Origin of the sequence: Bacillus swezeyi (assembly GCF_001969815.1) — a bacterium.
Classification (GTDB): domain Bacteria; phylum Bacillota; class Bacilli; order Bacillales; family Bacillaceae; genus Bacillus; species Bacillus swezeyi.
Window position 1 is genome coordinate 371,201 of sequence record NZ_MRBK01000006.1, and the last position, 20,913, is coordinate 392,113.

The following is a 20,913-nucleotide window of genomic DNA, read 5'->3' on the forward strand; positions in this document are numbered from 1 at the left end:
GGTATCCTCGATCATTTTTATGGATGTGATCTCCTTTCTGAAGAACCTAACGTTTAATGTATCAGAAGAGAACTGAATAATAAAGTGGGTGTAAGGTGATTCAGTCATGAACTTCATGATTTGATCCATTTTGAATTACTTCCCTCTTTTCTGTAAATCAACATTAGATCCAATACTTTACCCCCGTCCAATGCTCCGTACATAGATTGTGATATAACAGCAACTGGCACATTGAATGGTACTGCTTTTTTTATTTCTGATTCCATATCTCCAAATGGGACCCAACAAGTAAAATCTCAATTTTGATCTATACACTCATTTAGAAGTGGGGAAATTTTCAACTTCAGCTTATTAATAAGGAATAGAGAAAGACAAATACCCCTCTGTCTTTCGGACAGAAGGGTTCTTTTGAACGGTATATAAAGCTTTAACCAGTCTTCATTTCTTCTTGGCTTTTATTGGAATCTCGAATCGAATGGGGCTTGTTTCCGTAAATAATACCAGCGATGACAATGCAGACTCCTATCCACTGAGTGAGCTGAAACTGCTCATCTAAAAAAACTAATGACATACATAAGGCCACCGGTAATTCAGAAGATGACAAGATCGTTCCAAGTCCAGCACCAACATAAGGCATGCCAATCGAAAAAAATAATGGCGGCAAGGTGACACCAAACAAACCAAGAAATAATCCGAATGGTGCAATGGCTGAGACGGTATTTGGATCGAATAAAAAGACAGGAGGGAAAATTAGGAATGTAATGATTAGTCCGCCAATTGTAAACGTTGCACTTCTTTGAATCGGTGGCAGCTCTTTTCCGACTGTTCCGCTTACGTATGCAAAGGCAGAGAAAGAGCATGCTGCTATTAATCCCCATACCATACCAATTAACGAGATTTTCGTAAATTGAAAAGATAAGACGCCTGCAGAGAAAATTGAACCGATTAAAATGATACCAATTGCAATTAGCTTTTGCTTGCTAGGTTTTTTCTGATCAATAACATATTCTAATAATGTTCCAATCCAAACGAATTGAAATAAGAAGATAATTGCCAAGGATGCGTCTAATGTTTGCAGCGATTGGTAATAAAAAATACCTGTAAGACCCATTGGTATACCGCCTAAGGCTATAAGGATAAACCGTTTAATTGAAATTTTTTCTTTTTTGGTAAATAAAACAAGAAGCCAGATTAGAATCGTCCCTACTAAAAATTGACTGCCGGTTACTTCTGATAATTCAAAGCCTTGCTCATAGGCTAATTTTACAAAAGTCGATAATACCCCAAAGCACGCTCCTCCTAAAAAAACAGCTACAGGAAATGTCCAGTTCTTCATCTTTATTCCCCTCTCCAAAAGGTAAGAAATTTGGTTATAAGTTTAGGTATGAATAAAAAGAAAAACCACACACTTATGAAATCATAAGTGTGTGGCGAAAAAAGAGAGAAAATCTCCCTTGAAAAGTCCACAAATCCAAAATGGTTTTGTTATATGTGATGAGTTATCCGTTAGAAATACTAACCCGTATATAAAAAATTGTCAAGAAGAGAGCTGTTGAACCGATTGGTATAATATGCTTTAATTGTACAACTATTAACTTCTTCATTATATCCAGTGTAGTATACAAACAGGTAAGAATAGATGACAATATAATCTGAGAGGGTGCAAATGGGGCACAGGATTAAAAATCAAACGAAAACCCTCATCACTAACGTTGTAGTGACAAGGGTTTAAGCTGATTAACCGATGGACCCTTCCATCTCGAATTTGATAAGACGGTTCATTTCAACCGCGTATTCCATTGGCAGTTCTTTTGTGAACGGCTCGATGAAGCCCATGACGATCATTTCTGTCGCTTCTTCTTCAGAAATGCCGCGGCTCATCAAGTAGAAGAGCTGCTCTTCAGATACTTTGGAAACCTTTGCTTCGTGCTCTAATGAAATGTTGTCATTCAAGATTTCATTGTAAGGAATCGTATCAGAAGTTGATTTGTTATCCATGATCAGCGTGTCACATTCGATGTTTGAGCGGGCGCCTTCGGCTTTGCGTCCGAAGTGGACGATTCCGCGGTATGTGACTTTTCCGCCTTGTTTAGAAATCGATTTTGAAACAATCGTTGATGACGTATTCGGTGCAAGGTGAATCATTTTCGCGCCTGCATCCTGATGCTGTCCTTTGCCTGCCAATGCGATGCTGAGCGTCATACCGCGCGCGCCTTCGCCTTTCAAAATAACGGCAGGATATTTCATTGTCAGCTTGGAGCCGATGTTTCCGTCGATCCATTCCATTGTCGCATTTGCTTCGCAAACAGCACGCTTTGTCACAAGGTTAAAGACGTTGTTTGCCCAGTTTTGAATCGTTGTATAGCGGCAGTATCCGCCGTCTTTGACGATGATTTCAACGACCGCGCTGTGAAGGGAGTTCGTTGTGTAAACAGGTGCAGTACATCCCTCTACATAGTGAACGTGCGCGCCTTCGTCAACGATGATCAGCGTCCGTTCAAACTGACCCATGTTTTCTGAGTTGATGCGGAAGTACGCTTGCAGCGGAGTATCGACTTTTACGCCTTTTGGCACGTAGATGAATGATCCGCCGGACCATACCGCTGAGTTAAGGGCCGAGAATTTGTTGTCAGTCGGCGGGATGACTTTTGCCCAGTGCTCGCGGAAAATGTCTTCATTTTCTTTGAGGGCGCTGTCTGTGTCTTTGAAGACGATGCCTTGAGACTCAAGGTCTTCCTTCATGTTGTGATAAACAACTTCTGATTCATACTGCGCGGATACACCGGCCAAATATTTTTGTTCAGCTTCGGGAATCCCAAGTTTGTCAAATGTCTGTTTGATTTCCTCAGGAACTTCATCCCATGATCTTTCTGAACGCTCAGAAGGTTTTACATAGTACGTGATTTCGTCAAAGTTTAATGAGTTTAAATCCCCGCCCCATTGCGGCATTGGCATATTGTAAAAGTGTTCAAGAGATTTCAGGCGAAAATCGAGCATCCACTCTGGCTCTTCTTTCATGCGTGAAATTTCTTCAACGATTTCTTTTGTCAATCCCCGCTCTGAACGGAAAATGGAAACGTCTTTGTCGGCAAAACCGTATTTATATTCGCCGATATCCGGCATTTTCTTGGCCATCCATTTTCACTCCAATCTTTATTCATTATCGCTTTCTTCTTTTGCAACGCCTTTTTCAAGTGCTTTCCATGAAAGGGTTGCACATTTAATCCGGGCTGGAAACTTTGAAACGCCTTGAAGGGCTTCGATATCGCCCAAGTCGATCGAATCGTCGTAGTCTTTGCCCTGCATCATATCTGAAAAGATCTGTGACATCTGAAGGGCGGTCTCCACGTCTTTTCCTTTAATCGCCTGCGTCATCATGGAAGCGGATGCCATGGAAATGGAACAGCCTTCACCTTCAAATTTTGCATCTTCTACTTTATTGTCTGTTACCTTCATCGTCAGTCTGATCCGGTCACCGCATGTCGGATTGTTCATGTCAACGACAATGCTGTCATTTAAAACCCCTTTATTTCTCGGATTTTTGTAGTGATCCATAATCACCTGCCGATACAGTGTATCCAAGTTTACATTAAAAGACATTTGTGAAATACTCCTTTGTCTTATGAAGAGCTTCAATCAGCTTATCGATGTCTTCTTCTGTATTATACAGATAAAAGCTTGCTCTTGCAGTAGCGGAAACATTCAGCCATTTCATCAAAGGCTGTGCACAGTGATGTCCGGCTCTGACGGCCACTCCTTCTGCATCAAGCACAGTTGCGACATCGTGCGGATGAACATCTTCAAGGTTGAATGTCACAAGTCCTGCCCGCTGTTTCGGACCGTATACAGCAGCGCCTTCAAGCTCTTCAAACCGTTCCAGTGCGTATACAGCAAGACGATGTTCATGCTCGGAAATTTCATCGAGTCCGATGTCTTCAAGGAAGTCAATCGCTGCACCCAAACCGATTGCACCCGCAATAATCGGTGTGCCGGCTTCGAATTTCCAAGGCAGCTCCTTCCAAGTCGACTCGTAAAGACCGACAAAATCAATCATTTCTCCGCCGAATTCTGCGGGCTCCATGTTTTCAAGCAATCCTTTTTTACCATACAATACCCCGATCCCGGTCGGACCACACATTTTGTGGGCTGAAAAGGTAAAGAAATCACAATCCAAATCCTGGACGTCGATCTTCATATGCGGTGTGCTTTGCGCACCGTCAACGACCATCACCGCACCGTTTTCATGGGCGATTTTGGCGATTTCCTTGATCGGGTTGACCGTTCCAAGCACATTTGATACATGGGCAGCTGACACAATTTTCGTGTTGGCTGTCACCGTCTGTCTGACGTCACCCAAAGAAATGGTTCCGTCTTCCTGCAGCGGAATGTATTTCAAGGTTGCGCCGGTTGCTTTCACCGCCTGCTGCCATGGAATAATATTCGCATGGTGCTCCATCGGGGTAATAACGACTTCATCACCAGGCTTCAAGTTGGCGCGGGCATAGCTGAGTGCAACCGTGTTTAGGGCCGTTGTCGTGCCCCGCGTAAAAATAATTTCCTGCATCGATTTCGCGTTTATAAACTTCCTGACCTTCTCACGTGCCCCTTCATATCCATCGGTTGCTTTCGTTCCCAATGTATGAACGCCGCGATGGACATTAGAATTATAAGATTTATAATACTCATCAAGCGTGTCGATGACAGCACGCGGCTTTTGAGATGTAGCCGCGCTGTCCAAATAAACAAGATCGTGTCCGTTGACCTGCTGGTGGAGAATCGGAAACTGTTCGCGAATATCTTTGACATTCATTATTTTACTTTCCTTTCAATTACAGAGACGAGCTGCTTTTTCACGCCTTCGATCGGCAGTTCGTTGACAACCGGTGCAAGGAAGCCGTAAATGACGAGGCGCTCTGCTTCTTCTTTCGAAATTCCGCGGCTCATTAAATAGTAGAGCTGAACAGGGTCGACGCGCCCGACAGATGCAGCGTGGCCCGCTGTTACGTCATCTTCATCGATCAAAAGGATCGGGTTCGCATCGCCGCGCGCTTTTTCGCTGAGCATGAGTACGCGCGACTCCTGTTCGGCATTTGATTTTGATGCGCCGTGCTCGATTTTTCCGATGCCGTTAAAGATCGAAGATGCGGAGTCTTTCATGACGCCGTGTTTTAAAATGTAGCCTTCAGAATGCTTGCCGTGATGAATGATCTGTGTCGTAAAGTTTTCGGTTTGTTCCCCTCTGCCGACGACAACTGTTTTTGTATCGCCAAACGTGCCGTCTCCATAGAGATTCGTCGTATTTTCTGAAACGGTGTCTCCGTCATTCATCAAACCGAGCGCCCACTCGATTTTGCTGTCGCGTCCAAGCGCTGTTCCGCGGCGGTTGACATATGCGGTAACACCGGCGGAAAGATTGTCTACCGCTCCGTATTGGACGCGGGCATTCGCGCCTGTGATGACTTCCGATACAATGTTGAACACGGCTTTTTTAGGGTTGACCGTACTGATGTAGTTTTCTACATACGTGACTTTACTGTTGTCGTCTGCAACAATAAGCACGTGGTTAAACAGCGCAGTATCGTTGCTTTCATGGACATAAACCGCTTGAACGGGAGCTTCAAGCTCGACGTTTTTCGGAACATAGAGGAATGCTCCGCCGTTCAGCAGTGCTGCATGCAGTGCCGTTAATTTATGCTCATCAGCCTTAACGCCGTCTTTCATAAAGTATTTTTTGACAAGCTCGCCGTGTTCACGGAAAGCAGTATGAATATCTGTAAAGACCACGCCTTTATCCTGAAGCTCTTTAGAAAGGGACAGGTAAGCCGGTGTTTGGTCTCTTTGAACATAGAGCGTTTTGTCTTCATTCTCAAGATCGATCAGCGATTTGACTTCATCTGAAAGATCATTCAAGGAATCAAGCGGCTTATTTTCTACAGTATGCTTATCAAACTGTGTGAAATTCCAATTTGTGATTTTTGTTTTATCAGGCTTAGGCAGCGGCAGATCTGCTGCTTTTTCAAGCGCATCTAAGCGTAGGTCTTGCAGCCAAGCCGGTTCCTGATGCTTCTCAGAGAAGCTTTTGACATATTCCCGATCAACAGATAGTTTTGTTTCCAATGTCATGTTTATCCCCCTAACGCTTACGCTTCTTGACCGACAGTTTCGTCATCGATTCCCAGTTCATGCTTAATCCAGTCATATCCTTCCGCCTCTAGACGCTGTGCAAGCTCAGGACCGCCTGATTTAACGACGCGGCCTTGCATCATCACGTGCACACGGTCAGGCGTGATGTAGTTTAAGAGGCGCTGATAGTGCGTGATGATCAGACAGCCGAAGTCCTCGCCGCGCATTTTGTTGATTCCTTTTGATACGACTTTCAAAGCGTCGATGTCCAAGCCTGAGTCGATTTCGTCAAGGATGGCGATTTTAGGTTCGATCATCATCAGCTGCAGGATTTCATTGCGCTTTTTCTCCCCGCCGGAAAATCCTTCATTCAAATAGCGCTGCGCCATGTCAGGGTCCATTTCAAGAAATTCCATGTTTTTATCCATTGTGCGGATAAATTTCATGAGAGAAATTTCGTCTCCTTCTTCCCTGCGCGCATTGATGGCAGAACGAAGGAAGTCGGCATTTGTGACGCCGCTGATTTCACTCGGATACTGCATAGCCAAAAACAAGCCGGCCTGTGCGCGCTCGTCCACTTCCATTTCCAGAACATCTTTGCCGTCAAGCAGAATGCTGCCTTTTGTCACTTCGTACTTAGGATGCCCCATGATTGCCGCGGATAAAGTCGATTTACCCGTTCCGTTCGGTCCCATGACAGCGTGGAATTCCCCGCCTTTTATTTCAAGGTTTACACCCTTTAAAATCTCTTTCCCTTCAATCTCAACGTGAAGATCTTTGATTGTTAATGTCGAAGCAGCCATGAAATATACCTCCAATATATATAATCATTATTCTCAATTTATTCTCATTCTAATTTTATAACAAATGAAAATTGAATACAACAAAAGTCTCTATCTTTTGCATGTACATGTTTTCAAGTGTAACAAAAATCGTTTTTTTCTTAAAGAGATTACGGCAAGAAACTTCCCCTGTCCATAGCCATCCAATAAAAACGATTATTTACATTTCCATGAAATCTGAAGGTCTGCCGGGAGGTTTATCAGAACGGCAGCAAAATCCTTAAAAAACATGCGGCCCGCTGTGAAAACGGTTTGTTCTCAATTGCATGAATCGTGATGGGAATGATGCTCCCCTTCTATTTGTACGGTTACATGCTCCAAATTAAATTCTTTCTTTAGATATTCTGATACTTGTTTTAAGATTCTATCCCTGTCACTGTTGTCACTGACCGTCAAATGGCAGCTTAAGGACGGAAAATCAGATGTAATCGACCAAATATGGAGATCATGAATGTCCTTCACAGACGGAATCGAAAGCAGCCCTTTTTTGAGCGCGTCTAGGTCGATATGCTTCGGCTTTCCTTCCATTAAAACATGAACCGAATCTTTTGCTACACGCCAGCCGCTTATAAGCACCAAGAAAGCTACAAGAACGCTTGCAATCGGGTCGGCGATATTCCAATTGAAAAACAGCATCAAAAGCCCGGCGATGATGGCACCGACTGAGCCCAGCATATCGCCGACTACGTGGAGAAATGCGCTCCTTATATTTAAGTTTTCACTTGTACCGCCTCTCATTAACACCCAAGCTGCGGCTATATTAATGAACAGTCCGATTACTGCAATCCCCAGCATTCCGAAGCTTTCGACTTCAGGCGGATTGAAAAAGCGCTGGAACGCTTCCCAGAAAATATAAAGCGAGATCGCAAGCAAGGTGATGCCATTGATAAAGGCGGCCAATATTTCAAAACGCTTATATCCGTAAGTTTTGTTTGCGGTTGCCGCCTTTTCTCCAACTATAACGGCAAACAGGCTTAACCCCAGTGCAGCGGCATCGCTGAGCATATGCCCGGCATCTGATAGAAGGGCGAGGCTGTTTGTCAAAATCCCGCCGATGATTTCAACTGCCATAAAAGTAAGAATTAGACAAAAGCTGGTCAGCAGCGCTTTTTTACTGGCGTGATGGGCATGATTATGGTTGTGGTGGCTGTGGGAATGGCTCATTGAGAAACCTCCTCCAAAAATCATAATATGATCATATATTCATATTAAACCTTTGCATTTTGTCAGGTCAACTGTTATCGCAAGTGATATGTAAAAGGGCGGATATCATCCGCCCTCTGCTTTATCCGTTCATCAATTTCATATCTGTAACGATCTGTTTGCCTTTTTGATAATGCTCTTCACGTCTTTTCTCGACTTCGAGCCGATTCTCATGGCTTCTGCTGTATTCTTGGTAGCCCATGCCATGGGACTTGTGCATCGCTTTTTCCATTTCTGCCGTAAATTCAAGGTCAAGCTGATCTTGGCTTGAACAAATAATGAATCATCCTCTCAGAGATTTTCTTACATGATACCAATTATATACAGACTCTGCAAAGATGAGTATGCTTTAAATATGCTGATCTCTGTCGATATTCCGGCATTTCACAGGCGATGAATAGAAAATTCTTTTTATTTCTCGATCAGTGTTTCATTTGTTGGAATTCTTCCATGGCCTGCAGCACGAGTGTGACGGCTTGGCTCATTGCTGCTCCTCCGCCAAATGCTGCGGTGACGCCGACGGCTTCAAGAATTTCCTCTTCTTTCGCTCCGCAGTCAAGACAGCCTTTGATGTGATAAATAATACAATATTCATCCTGGGTATTGACGCTGATTCCAAGTGCGATCAGCTGCTTTTCTTTTTCGCTTAATGCACCTTGTTTAAAACATTCTTCAGTAAACTTATTGTATTTGGATGCAATGCCCGGCATTTTCTCTGAAAAGATGCCGATTCCCGCTTTATATTCCTGCAGAGCGGATTCTATGATGCTTTCTGATTCATGCTGGTTCACGGTTGCTTCCTCCATTTGCAATTCATTTTTCATTAGTATGGCCCGTATTTCAAAAATTACGCGAAAAAACCCCGGTTTTCTGCAAACCGGGGGTTGTTTCCTTTATTCAGATACAGAAATGACAGAGCCTTTGTATTTTTCATCGATGAATTTTTTGATGTCATCAGAACGCAATACTTCAAGAAGCGCTTTGACTTTATCTGAATCTTCATCACCTTTGCGCACCGCAATGATGTTTGCATAAGGATTGTCTTTTGGAGATTCGAGTTCAATTGAATCTTCTTTCGGATTCAGCTTGTTTTGGATCGCATAGTTCACGTTGATGAACACGGCGTCAGCTTCATTGTTTTCATATGCTTTTGCCGTCATTTCAGGCGCGACATTGTTTTTGATGTTTAGGTTTTTCTTGTTTTCCGTAATATCCTTCACCGTTGCGTCTACTTTGTCAATGCCTGATTTCAGCTTGATCAAGCCGGCTTTTTCAAGCATTGCCAGCATGCGGCCCTGTTCAGCGGCGTTGTTGCTCATAATAATGGTTGCACCGTCAGGCAGGTCATTTAATGATTTATATTTTTTTGAGTAGATGCCGAATGGCTCAAGATGGACTGCACCGACATTAACTAAATCATAGTCTTTGTTTTCTTTTATTTCCTGCTCAAGATATGGAACATGCTGAAAGTAGTTCGCGTCAAGATCTTTAGAAACGAGCGCTTTGTTGATCAGTTTGTAGTCTGTGAATTTCTCGATTTTAAGCTCGTATCCTTTTTCTTTCAAAAGCGGTTTTGTTTCCTCAAGAATTTCGGCATGCGGCGTCGGCGTCGCTCCGACAGTGATGACCTTGCTGTCTTTATCACCTTCGCTGCTAGAAGATCCGCAAGCAGCCAAAACGCCGGCAAAAATGATGAATAAAGCAGTTAATAAACCTTTTTTCATGTTGATGTCCTCCCTAACGTTTGTCTAATTTATTTGTAATCAAATCCCCAATAAACTGGATGATAAACACAATAGCCAAGATGAAAATGGTTGCGATTAATATAATATCAGGATTATTCATTTGGAATCCGTCTACATATGCAAGGTTGCCGAGTCCGCCCGACCCGATCGCACCGGCCATGGCGGTTGAACCGATCAGCGCAATCGCTGTAACTGTAATGCCCGAAATAAGCGCGGGCATTGATTCAGGCAGGAGCACTTTGAAAATGATCGTTGATGTTTTCGCCCCCATTGATTTCGCCGCTTCAATTACACCCTTATCGACTTCACGCAAAGCGATTTCCACAAGGCGGGCATAGAACGGAGCGGACGCTATAATCAACGCTGGAAGTGCCGCGTTCGGCCCCAGAATGGTACTCATTAAAAACTTTGTGAAACCGAGAAGCAAAATAATCAATATAATAAATGGAATAGACCTGAACACATTGACGATTGCCGCGATCACCGCATTAATCGCTCTGTTTTGCCAAATATTCCCTTTTGAAGTCAAATACAGCAGCATGCCGAGAATGACTCCGATGATAAAAGCAAAGAAAAGGGAAATTCCTGTCATATAAATCGTTTCATATGTGGCTTCCCACAGCTGCTCCATGTCTACATTGGGAAACAGTTTTTCAAACATTAGTGATCACCTCTGCTTCTACCTGCCGGCTCTTGATGAATTCAACCACTTCATTGACTTCATGCGGCTCTCCATCTACATGAATGAACAATGAACCATAAGCGCCGTCCTGCGTTTGCGAGATTTTTCCTTGAAGAATGTTGACTTCAACATCAAATTTTCGGATGATCTGCGTAATCAGCGGTGTTTCAGCTGCTTCGCCGACAAAGGCAAGCTTAATCGTCCGCCCTGATGTCGTTTCTTCAAGGAACTGTTTTAAGGTTTCCTTCGTTTCTTCCGGTTCGGTTATCTGCTGAACAAAGCGCCTTGTCATTTCTTCCTTCGGTTTTCTGAAGACATTCAATACATCGCCTTCTTCGACAACCCTGCCGTTTTCCATGACGGCCACTCTGTGGCAGATTTTCCTGATGACATGCATCTCATGTGTGATCAGGACGATCGTCAGTCCGAGTCTTTCATTGATATCAGACAGAAGACCCAGGATCGAGTCAGTTGTCTGCGGATCAAGCGCTGATGTCGCTTCATCACAAAGGAGAACTTTCGGATTGTTCGCGAGCGCCCTTGCGATCCCGACGCGCTGCTTCTGTCCGCCGCTCAGCTGGGAAGGATAGGCGTTCTCTTTTCCTTCAAGACCGACGAGCTTAATCAGTTCAGCGACTCTTTTTAAACGTTTTGCCCTGCTGACGCCGGCAATTTCCAGCGGGAAGGCAATATTGTCGCGGACTGTTCTCGACCATAAAAGGTTGAAATGCTGAAAGATCATGCTGATTTCTTTTCTCGCATCCCTCAGCTTTTTTCCTTTGATTTCGCCTATCGTTCGGCCCGCGACTTCAACTGTACCTGAAGTCGGCTGTTCAAGTCCGTTCAAAAGACGGATTAAGGAGCTTTTTCCAGCTCCGCTATATCCAATAATTCCGAAGATTTCACCTTTTTTTATCGTAAGGGTGACATCCTGGACAGCATTGACATCTCCATGCTTTGACTGATAAACCTTTGAAACACCTTGAAGATTTATCAAAGCCATCACCTGCTTTCTTGCTCTATTCTTCGACGTCTAAGTCAAGTATGCTTCCTGAATTCCTGATGATCAATGAAAAAAGCCTTTCTGCACACTTGAGCAGAAAGGCTTTTGAAAAGTCTTGGCCTTTCTCTCATCTTTCAAAGCTTAACGCTTCGTGTGAATTGGCACCATTTCAACATATGTTGATGGTTGCCGGGTTTCATAGGGCACTTCCCTCCACCTCTCTGGATAAGAGAATCATATATTCATTTTTTAATTTATGATAATCGGAATTCTTAAATTAAGATATCATGCGAAAAAATAGTTGTCAACTACTTTTCTTAAGACAAACGGCCTACCCGATATGATTAACAGGTAAAAGAGGCGAACTGAATGTCCGCCTCACTGTTCTGCCTTAACACTGTCAATCTGTCGTTTTTCCAACATTTTAAGAATTTTATAAATGAAGGTCGCTGTTTTTGAAGAAACCGTCCGTAAGCCATAAAATCGCTTCGAGCTTCAATAAAGCCCTGAAAGAGCCTTTTACCTTGACGGTGCCGCGCTGTACGAGCTGCTGCAGGGAAATATCTCCATGAAGAAGGTCGATAATCTCGCTTTGCTCCCCAAAAAAAGTCAAATGAGCATTTTTCGGTATGGCTGATTTTTCCATTTCTCCCTGTTCATTGATCGCTAACGTAAAAGCTTCTTTTTCACCTTGAAATGTAATCAGCAAAGCCGTTGTGGATAATAGAGGTTTTAAAAAAAGAGACCGGTCCTCTCTTTCTATCAATCCTATTTTCTCCAACTGTATAACCTCCTGTAAATTGGTCATACTTACAGATTCTCTGCATACAGCGGGAGTCCTTTATGAATTGCTCGACAAGTTTTTGAGGGTTATTTCCCGAGAAATATGTCAAAAACACCCTTAATCAACAGCATTTTGTTTAATCATATCATATAAGTGGGAAACAGAATGAAAAGCATACTCTTTTTTGACGATGCGCCCGTTCTTATAAAGGATAAAACACGGCACACTTTCAATTTCATGCTGTTTGGCGAATGTTGGGGAATAATTGAGATTATTTTTATAGAAAGGAACATCTGCAAGCATGTCGTCAACAACTTCCAGCATTCTTCCGGCCAGCTGGCAGGTCCCGCAAAAAGGGGTGTATAAATACAATAGACAGGTCTTTTGCTCAAGCTGTTTTAATTCTCGTTCTTGAAGTTCCTGCATATGTTAAACCGCACCTCTATACTTTTTTATCATAAAAATTTTGTTTGCACTCGAATATTTGACCGAAAGAGGATTTCTGCCACATGGTGATCCGGGGCTGAAGCGACTTCCTTATAGGCTTTATCAATATACAAATGGGATGCTTCAGGCAGTTCCCTTTTGAGCTTCCGGCGCAGCTTTTCACCGGACTCATCGGCATCCACCAATATGTAAACGTCTTTATCATACAGATTCTCGGCAAATTCATCGAGCTTTGTTTGGCTGATCGTTCCGTTCGTGCATATAATGTCAACAGGTTCTTTGATGACACGTTTTACCTTCAGCTTATCGGATTTCCCCTCGACGATCATGACTTTTTCGATTTCTGGCATATGGATCACCTTTAAGAGAAAAATAGATTTTTTGTGAAAAAAGGCAGTGAATATTCACCGCCTGAGCCGTTTAACACCAGCCTTGCTGGTCATCACAGTCTACATATTTTGCATCGGGTGCACTTGTGGTATCAGCCATTTTGTAAAATTTACCATCCCGGAAATGGTATCCAGATTCCAGTTCGTATTGATCCATGCCGGTCATACGGCCGATCGGTTCATTTTCATGATACAGCTGCATGCCGCCGTCTTTAAAATGGCCCTTCACATGTTCTGTTATATCAATCCGCTCTTTTTTCAGCGTCAATTTGGACACCCCCTCTTTTTATAGAGTATCCAAATGACGGGCTGCTATCCTAAATTAGGCTTCTTTTGTCATTTCATCATATTGTTCTGCAGTCATCAAGCCGTCGATTTCTGAAGTGTCAGCCGGTTCAACGACAATCATCCATGCCTTCTCATACGGAGACTCATTGACAAATTCAGGGCTGTCTTCCAAATCTCCGTTTATTTCAACGACTTTCCCGTTGATCGGGGCGTATAATTCTGAAACGGTTTTAACAGATTCAACGCTTCCAAAAGGCTCGTCCGCTTTAATCTCGTCTCCCACTTCAGGAAGCTCGACAAAAACGATGTCTCCAAGCTCGGATTGGGCAAAATCAGTAATCCCGATCCTGACTTTGTCTCCTTCAGTCTTAACCCACTCATGTTCTTCCGAATAACGCAATTCTTTTGGTGTGCTCATGCTAACCCCTCCATAAAATGTTTTAAATCATCCTACATTGAAGATATCACATATTCATACATTATAACCAGTACGTCTTAAACTGATCTTCTTTAAAACCGACGGTTACTTTCCTGCCGTCAGTTGTAATCGGACGTTTGATCAGCATACCGTCGGAAGCCAGCAATTCAAGCTGCTCATCTTCAGACATGTCTTGCAGCTTATCCTTTAAGCCAAGTTCGCGGTACTTTTGTCCGCTCGTATTGAAAAACTTTTTCAATTCAAGTCCGCTGTTTTCAAAAAGCTGTTTCAGCTTTTCTTTGCTCGGCGGCTCTTCAGCGATATGTATCCCGTTTACTTCTACTCCGTGATCTTCAAGCCACTTTTTCGCTTTTCGGCAAGTCCCGCATTTCGGGTACCAATAAAAATCTAGAGCCATGCGTTCACCCCTCTCGAATGATCCGAGGCTATTTTAACACAGATCTTTTTAAAAACCTAAAACGTTGCTTTCATCAGGCAGCTAAAAAGCCCCGCTGTAATTGCAGGGCCTTTTCATTAAACGATGAATTTCTCTGCTTCAAAGACTCCTTTGGCAGCTTGGCGTTTTTTCTCAATGACATTGACAGGCGTAAAGCGTGTCAATTTACGGAGGGCGGACAGCATCATCCGCAGCGAATCGCCTGATTCCACCGCAATTAACGATTCTTTTGCATGGCTTTCAATTTCCTGAAAAGCTTCCTGTGTGAAAATTTGCGTATACAGGATTTTCTGTGCATTTTTTTCTTCGCCAAATGCCGAGACAGCCTTTTCGGTTCTTAAAATGGCTGATTCCATCGCATAAACTTGGCTGACAATATCGGCGATGTTCACGAGGATTTCCTGTTCTGCGTCGATCGCTTTTCCGTATTTTTGTGCGGCAAGCCCTGCGGTCAGCAGTGCGATCTTTTTGGCATTTTTCAGCAAATGCTTCTCCTGTTCCAAGACCCCGTCGCCCGGTTCTTCAGGCATGAGCATCATCAGCTCTTCCTGAAGCGCCTTTGCTTTCTCAAAGAGCGGCAGCTCCCCTTTTAAGGCTTTTTTCAAATATGTGCTCGGTACGATGAGGCGGTTGATTTCATTTGTCCCTTCAAAGATCCGGTTAATCCGTGAATCGCGGTAGGCGCGCTCCACTTCATATTCCTGCATAAATCCGTAGCCGCCGTGGATTTGGACGCCTTCGTCAACAATATAATCAAGCGTTTCTGACCCGAATACTTTATTTAACGAACATTCGATGGCGTATTCGGCAATTGCTTTAGCAATCTGCCGCCCGTCTTTTTGGTCTTCTTCGCTCAAGGTGCCCATTTTGTCTTCAAAAAGCCCGACCGTCCGATAAACAGAGCTTTCCATCGCATAGAGTTTCGCTGATATGTTGGCGATTTTTTCGCCGATTAGGCTGAATTTGGATATCGGCATATTGAACTGTCTGCGCTGATTTGCGTAGGCAGCTGACAGCTCAATCACCCGTTTGGAAGCGCCGATCGTTCCGACGGCCAGCTTGTAGCGGCCGATATTTAATATATTAAACGCAATGATGTGGCCCCTTCCTGGCTCACCTAAAAGGTTTTCCTTCGGAACTTGAACCTCGTCTAAAATGAGTGTGCGGGTTGAGGAGCCTTTAATGCCCATTTTTTTCTCTTCGGGCCCTGTCGAAACGCCCGGAAAATCTTTTTCAACAATGAATGCCGAAAAATGTTCACCGTCTATTTTCGCATATACGATAAAGACATCTGCAAAAGCGGAGTTTGTGATCCATTGCTTTTCTCCGTTTAATATATAGTGCGTCCCCTCTTCATTAAGAACGGCTGTCGTTTTTGCTCCCCGCGCATCAGATCCTGAGCCCGCCTCCGTTAATGCATATGCGGCAAATTTTTCGCCTGAAGCAAGCGGCGGCAGATACTTTTCTTTTTGTTCCTGTGTCCCGAAGAACACGATCGGCAGCGTCCCGATGCCGACGTGAGCGCCGTATGATAAAGAAAAACTGCCCGCTCTTGAAAATTTTTCGGTGATGAGTGCCGAACTGATTTTATCAAGGGCGAACCCGCCAAATTCTTCCGGAATATCGGCGCCGAGGAGTCCGAGCTCCCCGGCTTTTTTCAGAAGCCTGACAGAGTGCTCGAAATGGTGTTCTTCAATCTCATCAATATGCGGAAGAACATCGCCGGTAATATAATCTTCCGTCGTTTTGGCAATCATTTTATGTTCGTCAGTGAAGTCTTCCGGTGTGAACATCTGCTCGGCTGTCACATCTTCTACGAGAAAGGCGCCGCCTTTTTTCATATCATCCTTTGTTTGTTCCATGATCCCATCCCCTTTATTTAAACTAATTCAAATACTCCTGCTGCTCCCATGCCTCCGCCGATGCACATCGTCACAACGCCGAATTGTTCATTTCTGCGCCGCATTTCGTGGATCAGTGTAAGGGTAAGCTTTGTGCCCGTACAGCCGAGCGGATGACCCAGCGCGATCGCTCCGCCGTTTACATTGACCTTTTCTTCATCAATGCCGAGCGCCCTGATGACCTGAATGGCCTGTGAAGCAAATGCCTCATTTAATTCGAATAAACCGATATCCTTCAGCTCAAGCCCCGCCATCTTCAGCGCGCGCGGCACCGCTTCTACAGGGCCGATGCCCATCACTTCCGGAGGAACGCCCCCGACCGCAAAGGAACGGAATTTTGCAAGCGGTGCAAGCCCCAGCGCATCCGCTTTCTCCCTGTCCATGATCATCACCGCGGCACCTCCGTCACTCGTTTGCGACGAATTCCCGGCGGTGACCGAACCTTTTGCCGAAAACGCCGGCTTTAAAGCAGAAAGAACTTCCCTGGTTGTGCCTGCGCGTACGCCTTCATCACAAGCAAAGGTAAACGTCTGTTCCTGAAGTTGATGGCTTTCATCAACTTCTCTGACGGTTACTTCCACAGGGACGATTTCCTCCGCAAATTTTCCTTCTGCAATCGCCTTGGCCGCTTTTTGGTGGCTGCTGACAGCAAATGCATCCTGGTCTTCCCTTGAAACGCCATATTTAACTGCAACCTGTTCAGCCGTATGGCCCATTCCCATATAATATTCAGGCGCTGTTTCAGCCAGTGCCGCATTCGGTCTGACGATATGCCCCATCATCGGCACGATGCTCATCGATTCGGCACCGCCGGCAATGACTGTATCCGCTCCGCCGAGCATAATTTTCTCGGCCCCGTATGCGATGGACTGAAGCCCTGATGAACAGTATCTGTTTATCGTTACGGCCGGAACCGTATGGGGGAGGCCCGCAAGCGCACCGATATTCCGGGCCATGTTGAGGCCTTGTTCGGCCTCCGGTGTGGCACAGCCGATAATTAAATCATCGATATTCCCTTCATAGCCGCCCGCTCTTTTTAATGTTTCTTTTACTGCGCATGCGCCTAAGTCATCGGGACGGACTGTCCTCAATGAGCCTTTTTTTGCTTTTCCGACCGGGGTTCTCGCACCCGACACAATGACTGCTTCTTTCATGTTTTTCCCTCCTAATTACGCAAAGGTTTGCCTTTCACAAGCATATGCTGCATTCTCGCCTGGGATTTCGGTTCGCCGATAAGGCTCAGAAAAGCTTCTCTTTCCAAATTGAGCAGATATTCTTCTGTTACTTCCGCGCCGTAAGAAACCCTGCCGCCGGCAATGACAAACGCCAGCTTTTTCGCGATTTTCATATCATGTTCAGAAATGGTGCCGGACAAGTGTAATGTTTCCGCACCGAGGAGAAGCGCCGCATAGCCGGTTTCACCGACAACCGGAACCTTCTGTTTGACAGGCGGGCGATAGCCGTTTTCGTGAAGCGTCAGGACGAGTGATTTGGCATCGTACAGCAGGTGATCCTGGTTCATGCTGACTTGATCTTGTGCGGTTAATATATTTAATTCCGTTGCTTCATGCGCTGAAGTCGATGTTTTTGCAAGGGCAATCGTTTCAAACGCACGGTTTGCCGCCTGCTGAATATCGGCGTTGACGCCTTCTGGAAGCCCTTTTAAATGATTCAGATAAAGTTCTTTATTGCCCCCGCCTCCCGGAATCAGGCCGACGCCTGTTTCGACAAGGCCCATATACGCTTCACTTGAGGCTTGAACACGAGCAGCGGGCAGGCACAGTTCTGTTCCCCCTCCGAGTGTCATGCCGAATGGGGCAGCGATGACCGGTTTAGAACTGTATTTTACTTTCATCATCGTCTGCTGGAATTGACGGATGATCATCTCAATTTCCATGTAGTTGTCATCCTGGGCTTCCATCAGCATCATCGCAAGGTTGGCGCCGACGCAGAAATTTTTGCCTTGGTTGCCGATTACGAGCCCTTTATAGTTGGCATCTACTTCTTCGAGCGCAAAGTTCAGCATTTGGATGATATCAAAGCCGATCGCATTGCTTTTCGAATGAAATTCCAACAGTGCGACATCATCGCCCAAATCGATTAAACTTGCACCGCTGTTTTTCTTTATGACGCCGTTTGTTTCTTTAATTGAAGCTAGATGAATATTTTTCTTGTTTTCTTCCAGCACCCGGTATTCGCCGCTATTGAAACAATAGTAAAACGTTTTTCCGTTTTCTTTAATGTAAAACGTCTCATATCCTTTCCCGAGCATTTCCTTCACCCAGTCTGCGACCTTCCAGCCGTCGGCTTCAAGCTTTTCAACCGAAGCTTTAACACCGATGCTGTCCCACATTTCAAACGGGCCGTCTGACCAGCCGAATCCCCATTTCATCGCCTGATCGACAGCCGCAATGCTGCCGGCGATTTCTCCTGTCAGATCTGCGGAATACATAAGAGTGGGCGCCGTGATGTTCCAGAGCAATGCCCCAGCCCGGTCATCCGAATGGATAAGCGCTTTCATTCTTGATCCATAGCCTTTGATTTGCTTGGCCGCTTCAAGTCCGGATGTCTTTAATTTTTTTCGTTCACCATATGTCATTGTCATCGGATCAAGTTCAAAAATGTCTTTTCCTTCTTTTTTATAAAATCCTTGTTTTGCTTTGCTGCCGATCCAGCCTTTTTCGAGCATTTTTTCGATAAATTCAGGCAGACGGAAAACGTTTTTTTCTTCGCCATCCACTTGGTCATAAACATTTTTGGCAACATGTGAAAAAGTGTCGAGACCGACGACATCCAGCGTTCTGAAGGTGGCGCTTTTCGGCCGCCCGATGAGAGGCCCCGTAATCGAATCCACTTCGCCTATCGTATATCCGCCTTTCAGCATCTCCTGAACCGTGACAAGCAGTCCGTATGTGCCGATGCGGTTGGCGATAAAGTTTGGCGTGTCTTTCGCTTCAACTACCCCTTTGCCGAGCACGTCCTCGCCGAATTTTTTCATAAAGGCGAGCACTTCAGGATCTGTTTCATCAATCGGGATAACCTCAAGCAGTTTTAAATAGCGAGCCGGATTGAAAAAGTGTGTGCCTAAAAAATGCTTTTTAAAATCAGCAGATCTTCCTTCAGCCATTTGCCTGACGGAAATGCCTGACGTGTTGCTGCTGACGATGCTTCCCTGTCTTCTGTACTGATCGACTTTTGAAAACACTTGCTTTTTGATTTCTAAATTCTCAACAACAACTTCAATAATCCAATCGGCATCTCTGATTTTTTCAAAATCATCTTCCATGTTCCCTGTACTGATATAGCTGATGTTTTTCTTTGACGTCAGCGGGGCCGGCTTTTGCTTCAGCAGTTTTTGCACGGCTGTCTGAGTCAGCCGGTTGCGTACTTCGCGATCTTTCAGAGTGCGGCCTTTTTTCTTTTCCTCCTCCGTTAATTCACGCGGAACCATATCGAGCAATAAAACCGGAATGCCGATATTGGCTAAATGAGCCGCAATTCCCGATCCCATCACTCCCGATCCTAAAACAGCGGCTTTACGAATATGCTTGACCATGAATGATCCTCCCTCACCTTTGAATGAATACTCATTCATTTTTACTCCAAAAAAATAAAAACTCTTCTATCTTCTTTCATCTTAAAAGATTTTGGAAATGAGTTCAATAGCCTTGATGCAAAATTTCTGAATTTTTTTATCGGCCTGAGGTCTGCTTGCTCATTTTCACATATTACATGTTTCACAGCTTTTGGGACAAACCTATATAGAGGAGGTGAAGGCATGGTACGCGAAAGAAAAAATCCGTCTTCAGCCGCAGTCAGCGCTGCAAGCATGAAAGGAAATGCAGGCCCGGACTATAAGAAGGAAGATGCGGGCGGCAAAAGGACTAGCCAGAACCAGCAGTACAAAAAACATAATATGGGCGGTCCTGATCATCACTAAAACATTAAAAAGCGGGTATAGATTTTCGTTACTTTAAGAAGGATAAAAATAAAAATCCAAAGGAGGCGCCAGCATGCAGAATCAACAGGGAATGACAACCCCGCCGCCCGTCATTTCAACAAAAGATCATCTATATTTGCAGGATATGCTGCACTGGAATTTGCTTGCGATGAAAAAAGCGCACTTTTTGGCAGAGCAGTGCCAGGATCAATCGCTTAAAACAGAGCTTGACCGCGTCGGACAAATGCATCATCATCACTACAATGTGATCATGGAGCAGCTCAATCAGAATCAAAACCAAAACCCGTCAGCATACATGCAATAGGAGGAGCAAATAATGAATCAGCAAAACCAGCAGAAAATCGGCAATCAGGAAACACCTGTGCCAAATACGAGCGCGATGAATGACAGGGATTTTGTCAATGAGATATTGACAACCGAAAAATATATCACGTCCTCATATTCTACGGCACTGAATGAATTGAGCCATGATTCGCTTTACCAGGCGATTCAGCCTCTGTTTAATGAAGCGCAAAACAGCCAGCGCAGGCTGTATCAAGTCATGTTTCAAAACGGCTGGTACAAAGTGGAGGCCGAGGATGCTCAGAAAATCCAGCAGACATACCAGCAGTTTCAATCTACACTTCAAAGCCAGTCACCTTATCAACAAAATCAATAAACCGAAAATAAG

The 20,913-nt window shown here is 44.5% G+C and carries 24 protein-coding genes and 1 riboswitch; of the genes, 3 read left to right on the forward strand and 21 right to left on the reverse strand.

The genetic code is table 11. From position 1 onward, the window contains the following. Nucleotides 1–427: 427 nt before the first annotated feature. The 21 genes from BTA30_RS08015 to BTA30_RS08110 all read right to left on the reverse strand — a co-directional run bounded on the left by BTA30_RS08015 (nucleotide 428) and on the right by BTA30_RS08110 (nucleotide 19,838). Nucleotides 428–1,336: an EamA family transporter gene (locus BTA30_RS08015; protein WP_076760718.1), complete on the reverse strand. Its 909-nt coding sequence runs from the start codon at nucleotides 1,334–1,336 to the stop codon at nucleotides 428–430. Nucleotides 1,337–1,737: 401 nt separating this feature from the next. Then, on the reverse strand, nucleotides 1,738–3,135 hold the full coding sequence (sufB, locus tag BTA30_RS08020) for a Fe-S cluster assembly protein SufB (protein ID WP_076760719.1): 1,398 nt from the start codon (nucleotides 3,133–3,135) through the stop codon (nucleotides 1,738–1,740). An 18-nt stretch (nucleotides 3,136–3,153) separates the two neighbouring features. Beyond that, on the reverse strand, nucleotides 3,154–3,600 hold the full coding sequence (sufU, locus tag BTA30_RS08025) for a Fe-S cluster assembly sulfur transfer protein SufU (RefSeq protein ID WP_076760720.1): 447 nt from the start codon (nucleotides 3,598–3,600) through the stop codon (nucleotides 3,154–3,156). After that, on the reverse strand, nucleotides 3,590–4,810 hold the full coding sequence (gene sufS, locus BTA30_RS08030; RefSeq protein WP_076760721.1) for a cysteine desulfurase SufS: 1,221 nt from the start codon (nucleotides 4,808–4,810) through the stop codon (nucleotides 3,590–3,592). Before sufS ends, sufU begins: the two co-directional genes overlap by 11 nt. Further along, nucleotides 4,810–6,123: a Fe-S cluster assembly protein SufD gene (sufD, locus tag BTA30_RS08035; protein ID WP_076760722.1), complete on the reverse strand. Its 1,314-nt coding sequence runs from the start codon at nucleotides 6,121–6,123 to the stop codon at nucleotides 4,810–4,812. Before sufD ends, sufS begins: the two co-directional genes overlap by 1 nt. 17 nt (nucleotides 6,124–6,140) lie before the next feature. Further along, complete coding sequence (gene sufC, locus BTA30_RS08040) at nucleotides 6,141–6,926, reverse strand: Fe-S cluster assembly ATPase SufC (RefSeq protein ID WP_076760723.1); 786 nt, start codon at nucleotides 6,924–6,926, stop codon at nucleotides 6,141–6,143. Between the two features lie 297 nt (nucleotides 6,927–7,223). Beyond that, nucleotides 7,224–8,129, reverse strand: coding sequence for a cation diffusion facilitator family transporter (locus BTA30_RS08045; RefSeq protein WP_076760724.1), 906 nt, complete (start codon nucleotides 8,127–8,129; stop codon nucleotides 7,224–7,226). Between the two features lie 121 nt (nucleotides 8,130–8,250). Continuing rightward, on the reverse strand, nucleotides 8,251–8,388 hold the full coding sequence (locus tag BTA30_RS23260) for a YuzK family famiily protein (RefSeq protein WP_162274720.1): 138 nt from the start codon (nucleotides 8,386–8,388) through the stop codon (nucleotides 8,251–8,253). Nucleotides 8,389–8,590: 202 nt separating this feature from the next. Then, a complete protein-coding gene (locus tag BTA30_RS08050; RefSeq protein ID WP_076760936.1) occupies nucleotides 8,591–8,974 on the reverse strand; it encodes a carboxymuconolactone decarboxylase family protein in 384 nt (127 codons plus the stop codon). Nucleotides 8,975–9,061: 87 nt separating this feature from the next. After that, nucleotides 9,062–9,892: a methionine ABC transporter substrate-binding lipoprotein MetQ gene (gene metQ, locus BTA30_RS08055; RefSeq protein ID WP_076760725.1), complete on the reverse strand. Its 831-nt coding sequence runs from the start codon at nucleotides 9,890–9,892 to the stop codon at nucleotides 9,062–9,064. Between the two features lie 13 nt (nucleotides 9,893–9,905). After that, nucleotides 9,906–10,574: a methionine ABC transporter permease gene (locus BTA30_RS08060; protein WP_076760726.1), complete on the reverse strand. Its 669-nt coding sequence runs from the start codon at nucleotides 10,572–10,574 to the stop codon at nucleotides 9,906–9,908. Continuing rightward, nucleotides 10,567–11,592: a methionine ABC transporter ATP-binding protein MetN gene (metN, locus tag BTA30_RS08065; protein WP_076760937.1), complete on the reverse strand. Its 1,026-nt coding sequence runs from the start codon at nucleotides 11,590–11,592 to the stop codon at nucleotides 10,567–10,569. The genes BTA30_RS08060 and metN overlap by 8 nt, the downstream gene beginning before the upstream one ends. A 130-nt stretch (nucleotides 11,593–11,722) precedes the next feature. Then, nucleotides 11,723–11,830, reverse strand: a riboswitch (SAM riboswitch). 201 nt (nucleotides 11,831–12,031) lie between these two features. Beyond that, entirely contained in the window at nucleotides 12,032–12,379 is a 348-nt protein-coding gene (locus BTA30_RS08070; protein WP_076760727.1) for an SCP2 sterol-binding domain-containing protein, read from the reverse strand. A 120-nt stretch (nucleotides 12,380–12,499) separates the two neighbouring features. Beyond that, nucleotides 12,500–12,808: a thioredoxin family protein gene (locus tag BTA30_RS08075; RefSeq protein WP_076760728.1), complete on the reverse strand. Its 309-nt coding sequence runs from the start codon at nucleotides 12,806–12,808 to the stop codon at nucleotides 12,500–12,502. Between the two features lie 29 nt (nucleotides 12,809–12,837). Further along, the gene (locus tag BTA30_RS08080; protein ID WP_076760729.1) at nucleotides 12,838–13,179 is read right to left on the reverse strand and encodes a toprim domain-containing protein; all 342 of its coding nucleotides are present in this window, start codon (nucleotides 13,177–13,179) and stop codon (nucleotides 12,838–12,840) included. A 70-nt stretch (nucleotides 13,180–13,249) separates the two neighbouring features. Then, nucleotides 13,250–13,486 (reverse strand): YusG family protein, encoded by a 237-nt coding sequence (locus BTA30_RS08085; RefSeq protein WP_076760730.1) that lies wholly within the window; start codon nucleotides 13,484–13,486, stop codon nucleotides 13,250–13,252. Between the two features lie 54 nt (nucleotides 13,487–13,540). Further along, nucleotides 13,541–13,924, reverse strand: a complete 384-nt coding sequence (gcvH, locus tag BTA30_RS08090; RefSeq protein ID WP_076760731.1) for a glycine cleavage system protein GcvH — start codon at nucleotides 13,922–13,924, stop codon at nucleotides 13,541–13,543. A 61-nt stretch (nucleotides 13,925–13,985) separates the two neighbouring features. Beyond that, entirely contained in the window at nucleotides 13,986–14,342 is a 357-nt protein-coding gene (locus BTA30_RS08095; protein ID WP_076760732.1) for an arsenate reductase family protein, read from the reverse strand. Nucleotides 14,343–14,458: 116 nt separating this feature from the next. Continuing rightward, the gene (locus tag BTA30_RS08100; protein WP_076760733.1) at nucleotides 14,459–16,243 is read right to left on the reverse strand and encodes an acyl-CoA dehydrogenase FadE; all 1,785 of its coding nucleotides are present in this window, start codon (nucleotides 16,241–16,243) and stop codon (nucleotides 14,459–14,461) included. Nucleotides 16,244–16,260: 17 nt separating this feature from the next. After that, the gene (locus BTA30_RS08105; RefSeq protein ID WP_076760734.1) at nucleotides 16,261–17,436 is read right to left on the reverse strand and encodes an acetyl-CoA C-acetyltransferase; all 1,176 of its coding nucleotides are present in this window, start codon (nucleotides 17,434–17,436) and stop codon (nucleotides 16,261–16,263) included. Nucleotides 17,437–17,447: 11 nt separating this feature from the next. After that, complete coding sequence (locus tag BTA30_RS08110) at nucleotides 17,448–19,838, reverse strand: 3-hydroxyacyl-CoA dehydrogenase/enoyl-CoA hydratase family protein (RefSeq protein ID WP_076760735.1); 2,391 nt, start codon at nucleotides 19,836–19,838, stop codon at nucleotides 17,448–17,450. Between the two features lie 222 nt (nucleotides 19,839–20,060). Here BTA30_RS08110 and BTA30_RS08115 point away from each other — a divergent pair, with 222 nt between their 5' ends. From BTA30_RS08115 to BTA30_RS08125, 3 genes are all read left to right on the forward strand, one after another. Beyond that, the gene (locus tag BTA30_RS08115; RefSeq protein WP_076760736.1) at nucleotides 20,061–20,222 is read left to right on the forward strand and encodes a YuzL family protein; all 162 of its coding nucleotides are present in this window, start codon (nucleotides 20,061–20,063) and stop codon (nucleotides 20,220–20,222) included. Between the two features lie 73 nt (nucleotides 20,223–20,295). Then, nucleotides 20,296–20,547: a hypothetical protein gene (locus BTA30_RS08120; RefSeq protein WP_076760737.1), complete on the forward strand. Its 252-nt coding sequence runs from the start codon at nucleotides 20,296–20,298 to the stop codon at nucleotides 20,545–20,547. 12 nt (nucleotides 20,548–20,559) lie between these two features. Then, a complete protein-coding gene (locus tag BTA30_RS08125; protein ID WP_076760738.1) occupies nucleotides 20,560–20,901 on the forward strand; it encodes a spore coat protein in 342 nt (113 codons plus the stop codon). Nucleotides 20,902–20,913: the final 12 nt, after the last annotated feature.

What these genes read in the sequence shown, in the direction of transcription:
- BTA30_RS23260 (WP_162274720.1), bottom strand. Translation starts at nt 8,388, where the DNA reads ATGCACAAGTCCCATGGCATGGGCTACCAAGAATACAGCAGAAGCCAT.
- BTA30_RS08095 (WP_076760732.1), bottom strand. Translation starts at nt 14,342, where the DNA reads ATGGCTCTAGATTTTTATTGGTACCCGAAATGCGGGACTTGCCGAAAA.
- BTA30_RS08115 (WP_076760736.1), top strand. Translation starts at nt 20,061, where the DNA reads ATGGTACGCGAAAGAAAAAATCCGTCTTCAGCCGCAGTCAGCGCTGCA.
- BTA30_RS08045 (WP_076760724.1), bottom strand. Translation starts at nt 8,129, where the DNA reads ATGAGCCATTCCCACAGCCACCACAACCATAATCATGCCCATCACGCC.
- BTA30_RS08060 (WP_076760726.1), bottom strand. Translation starts at nt 10,574, where the DNA reads ATGTTTGAAAAACTGTTTCCCAATGTAGACATGGAGCAGCTGTGGGAA.
- sufU (WP_076760720.1), bottom strand. Translation starts at nt 3,600, where the DNA reads ATGTCTTTTAATGTAAACTTGGATACACTGTATCGGCAGGTGATTATG.
- BTA30_RS08125 (WP_076760738.1), top strand. Translation starts at nt 20,560, where the DNA reads ATGAATCAGCAAAACCAGCAGAAAATCGGCAATCAGGAAACACCTGTG.
- BTA30_RS08105 (WP_076760734.1), bottom strand. Translation starts at nt 17,436, where the DNA reads ATGAAAGAAGCAGTCATTGTGTCGGGTGCGAGAACCCCGGTCGGAAAA.
- sufB (WP_076760719.1), bottom strand. Translation starts at nt 3,135, where the DNA reads ATGGCCAAGAAAATGCCGGATATCGGCGAATATAAATACGGTTTTGCC.
- BTA30_RS08110 (WP_076760735.1), bottom strand. Translation starts at nt 19,838, where the DNA reads ATGGTCAAGCATATTCGTAAAGCCGCTGTTTTAGGATCGGGAGTGATG.
- sufC (WP_076760723.1), bottom strand. Translation starts at nt 6,926, where the DNA reads ATGGCTGCTTCGACATTAACAATCAAAGATCTTCACGTTGAGATTGAA.
- gcvH (WP_076760731.1), bottom strand. Translation starts at nt 13,924, where the DNA reads ATGAGCACACCAAAAGAATTGCGTTATTCGGAAGAACATGAGTGGGTT.
- metQ (WP_076760725.1), bottom strand. Translation starts at nt 9,892, where the DNA reads ATGAAAAAAGGTTTATTAACTGCTTTATTCATCATTTTTGCCGGCGTT.
- BTA30_RS08120 (WP_076760737.1), top strand. Translation starts at nt 20,296, where the DNA reads ATGCAGAATCAACAGGGAATGACAACCCCGCCGCCCGTCATTTCAACA.
- BTA30_RS08015 (WP_076760718.1), bottom strand. Translation starts at nt 1,336, where the DNA reads ATGAAGAACTGGACATTTCCTGTAGCTGTTTTTTTAGGAGGAGCGTGC.
- BTA30_RS08100 (WP_076760733.1), bottom strand. Translation starts at nt 16,243, where the DNA reads ATGGAACAAACAAAGGATGATATGAAAAAAGGCGGCGCCTTTCTCGTA.
- sufD (WP_076760722.1), bottom strand. Translation starts at nt 6,123, where the DNA reads ATGACATTGGAAACAAAACTATCTGTTGATCGGGAATATGTCAAAAGC.
- BTA30_RS08075 (WP_076760728.1), bottom strand. Translation starts at nt 12,808, where the DNA reads ATGCAGGAACTTCAAGAACGAGAATTAAAACAGCTTGAGCAAAAGACC.
- sufS (WP_076760721.1), bottom strand. Translation starts at nt 4,810, where the DNA reads ATGAATGTCAAAGATATTCGCGAACAGTTTCCGATTCTCCACCAGCAG.
- BTA30_RS08080 (WP_076760729.1), bottom strand. Translation starts at nt 13,179, where the DNA reads ATGCCAGAAATCGAAAAAGTCATGATCGTCGAGGGGAAATCCGATAAG.
- BTA30_RS08050 (WP_076760936.1), bottom strand. Translation starts at nt 8,974, where the DNA reads ATGGAGGAAGCAACCGTGAACCAGCATGAATCAGAAAGCATCATAGAA.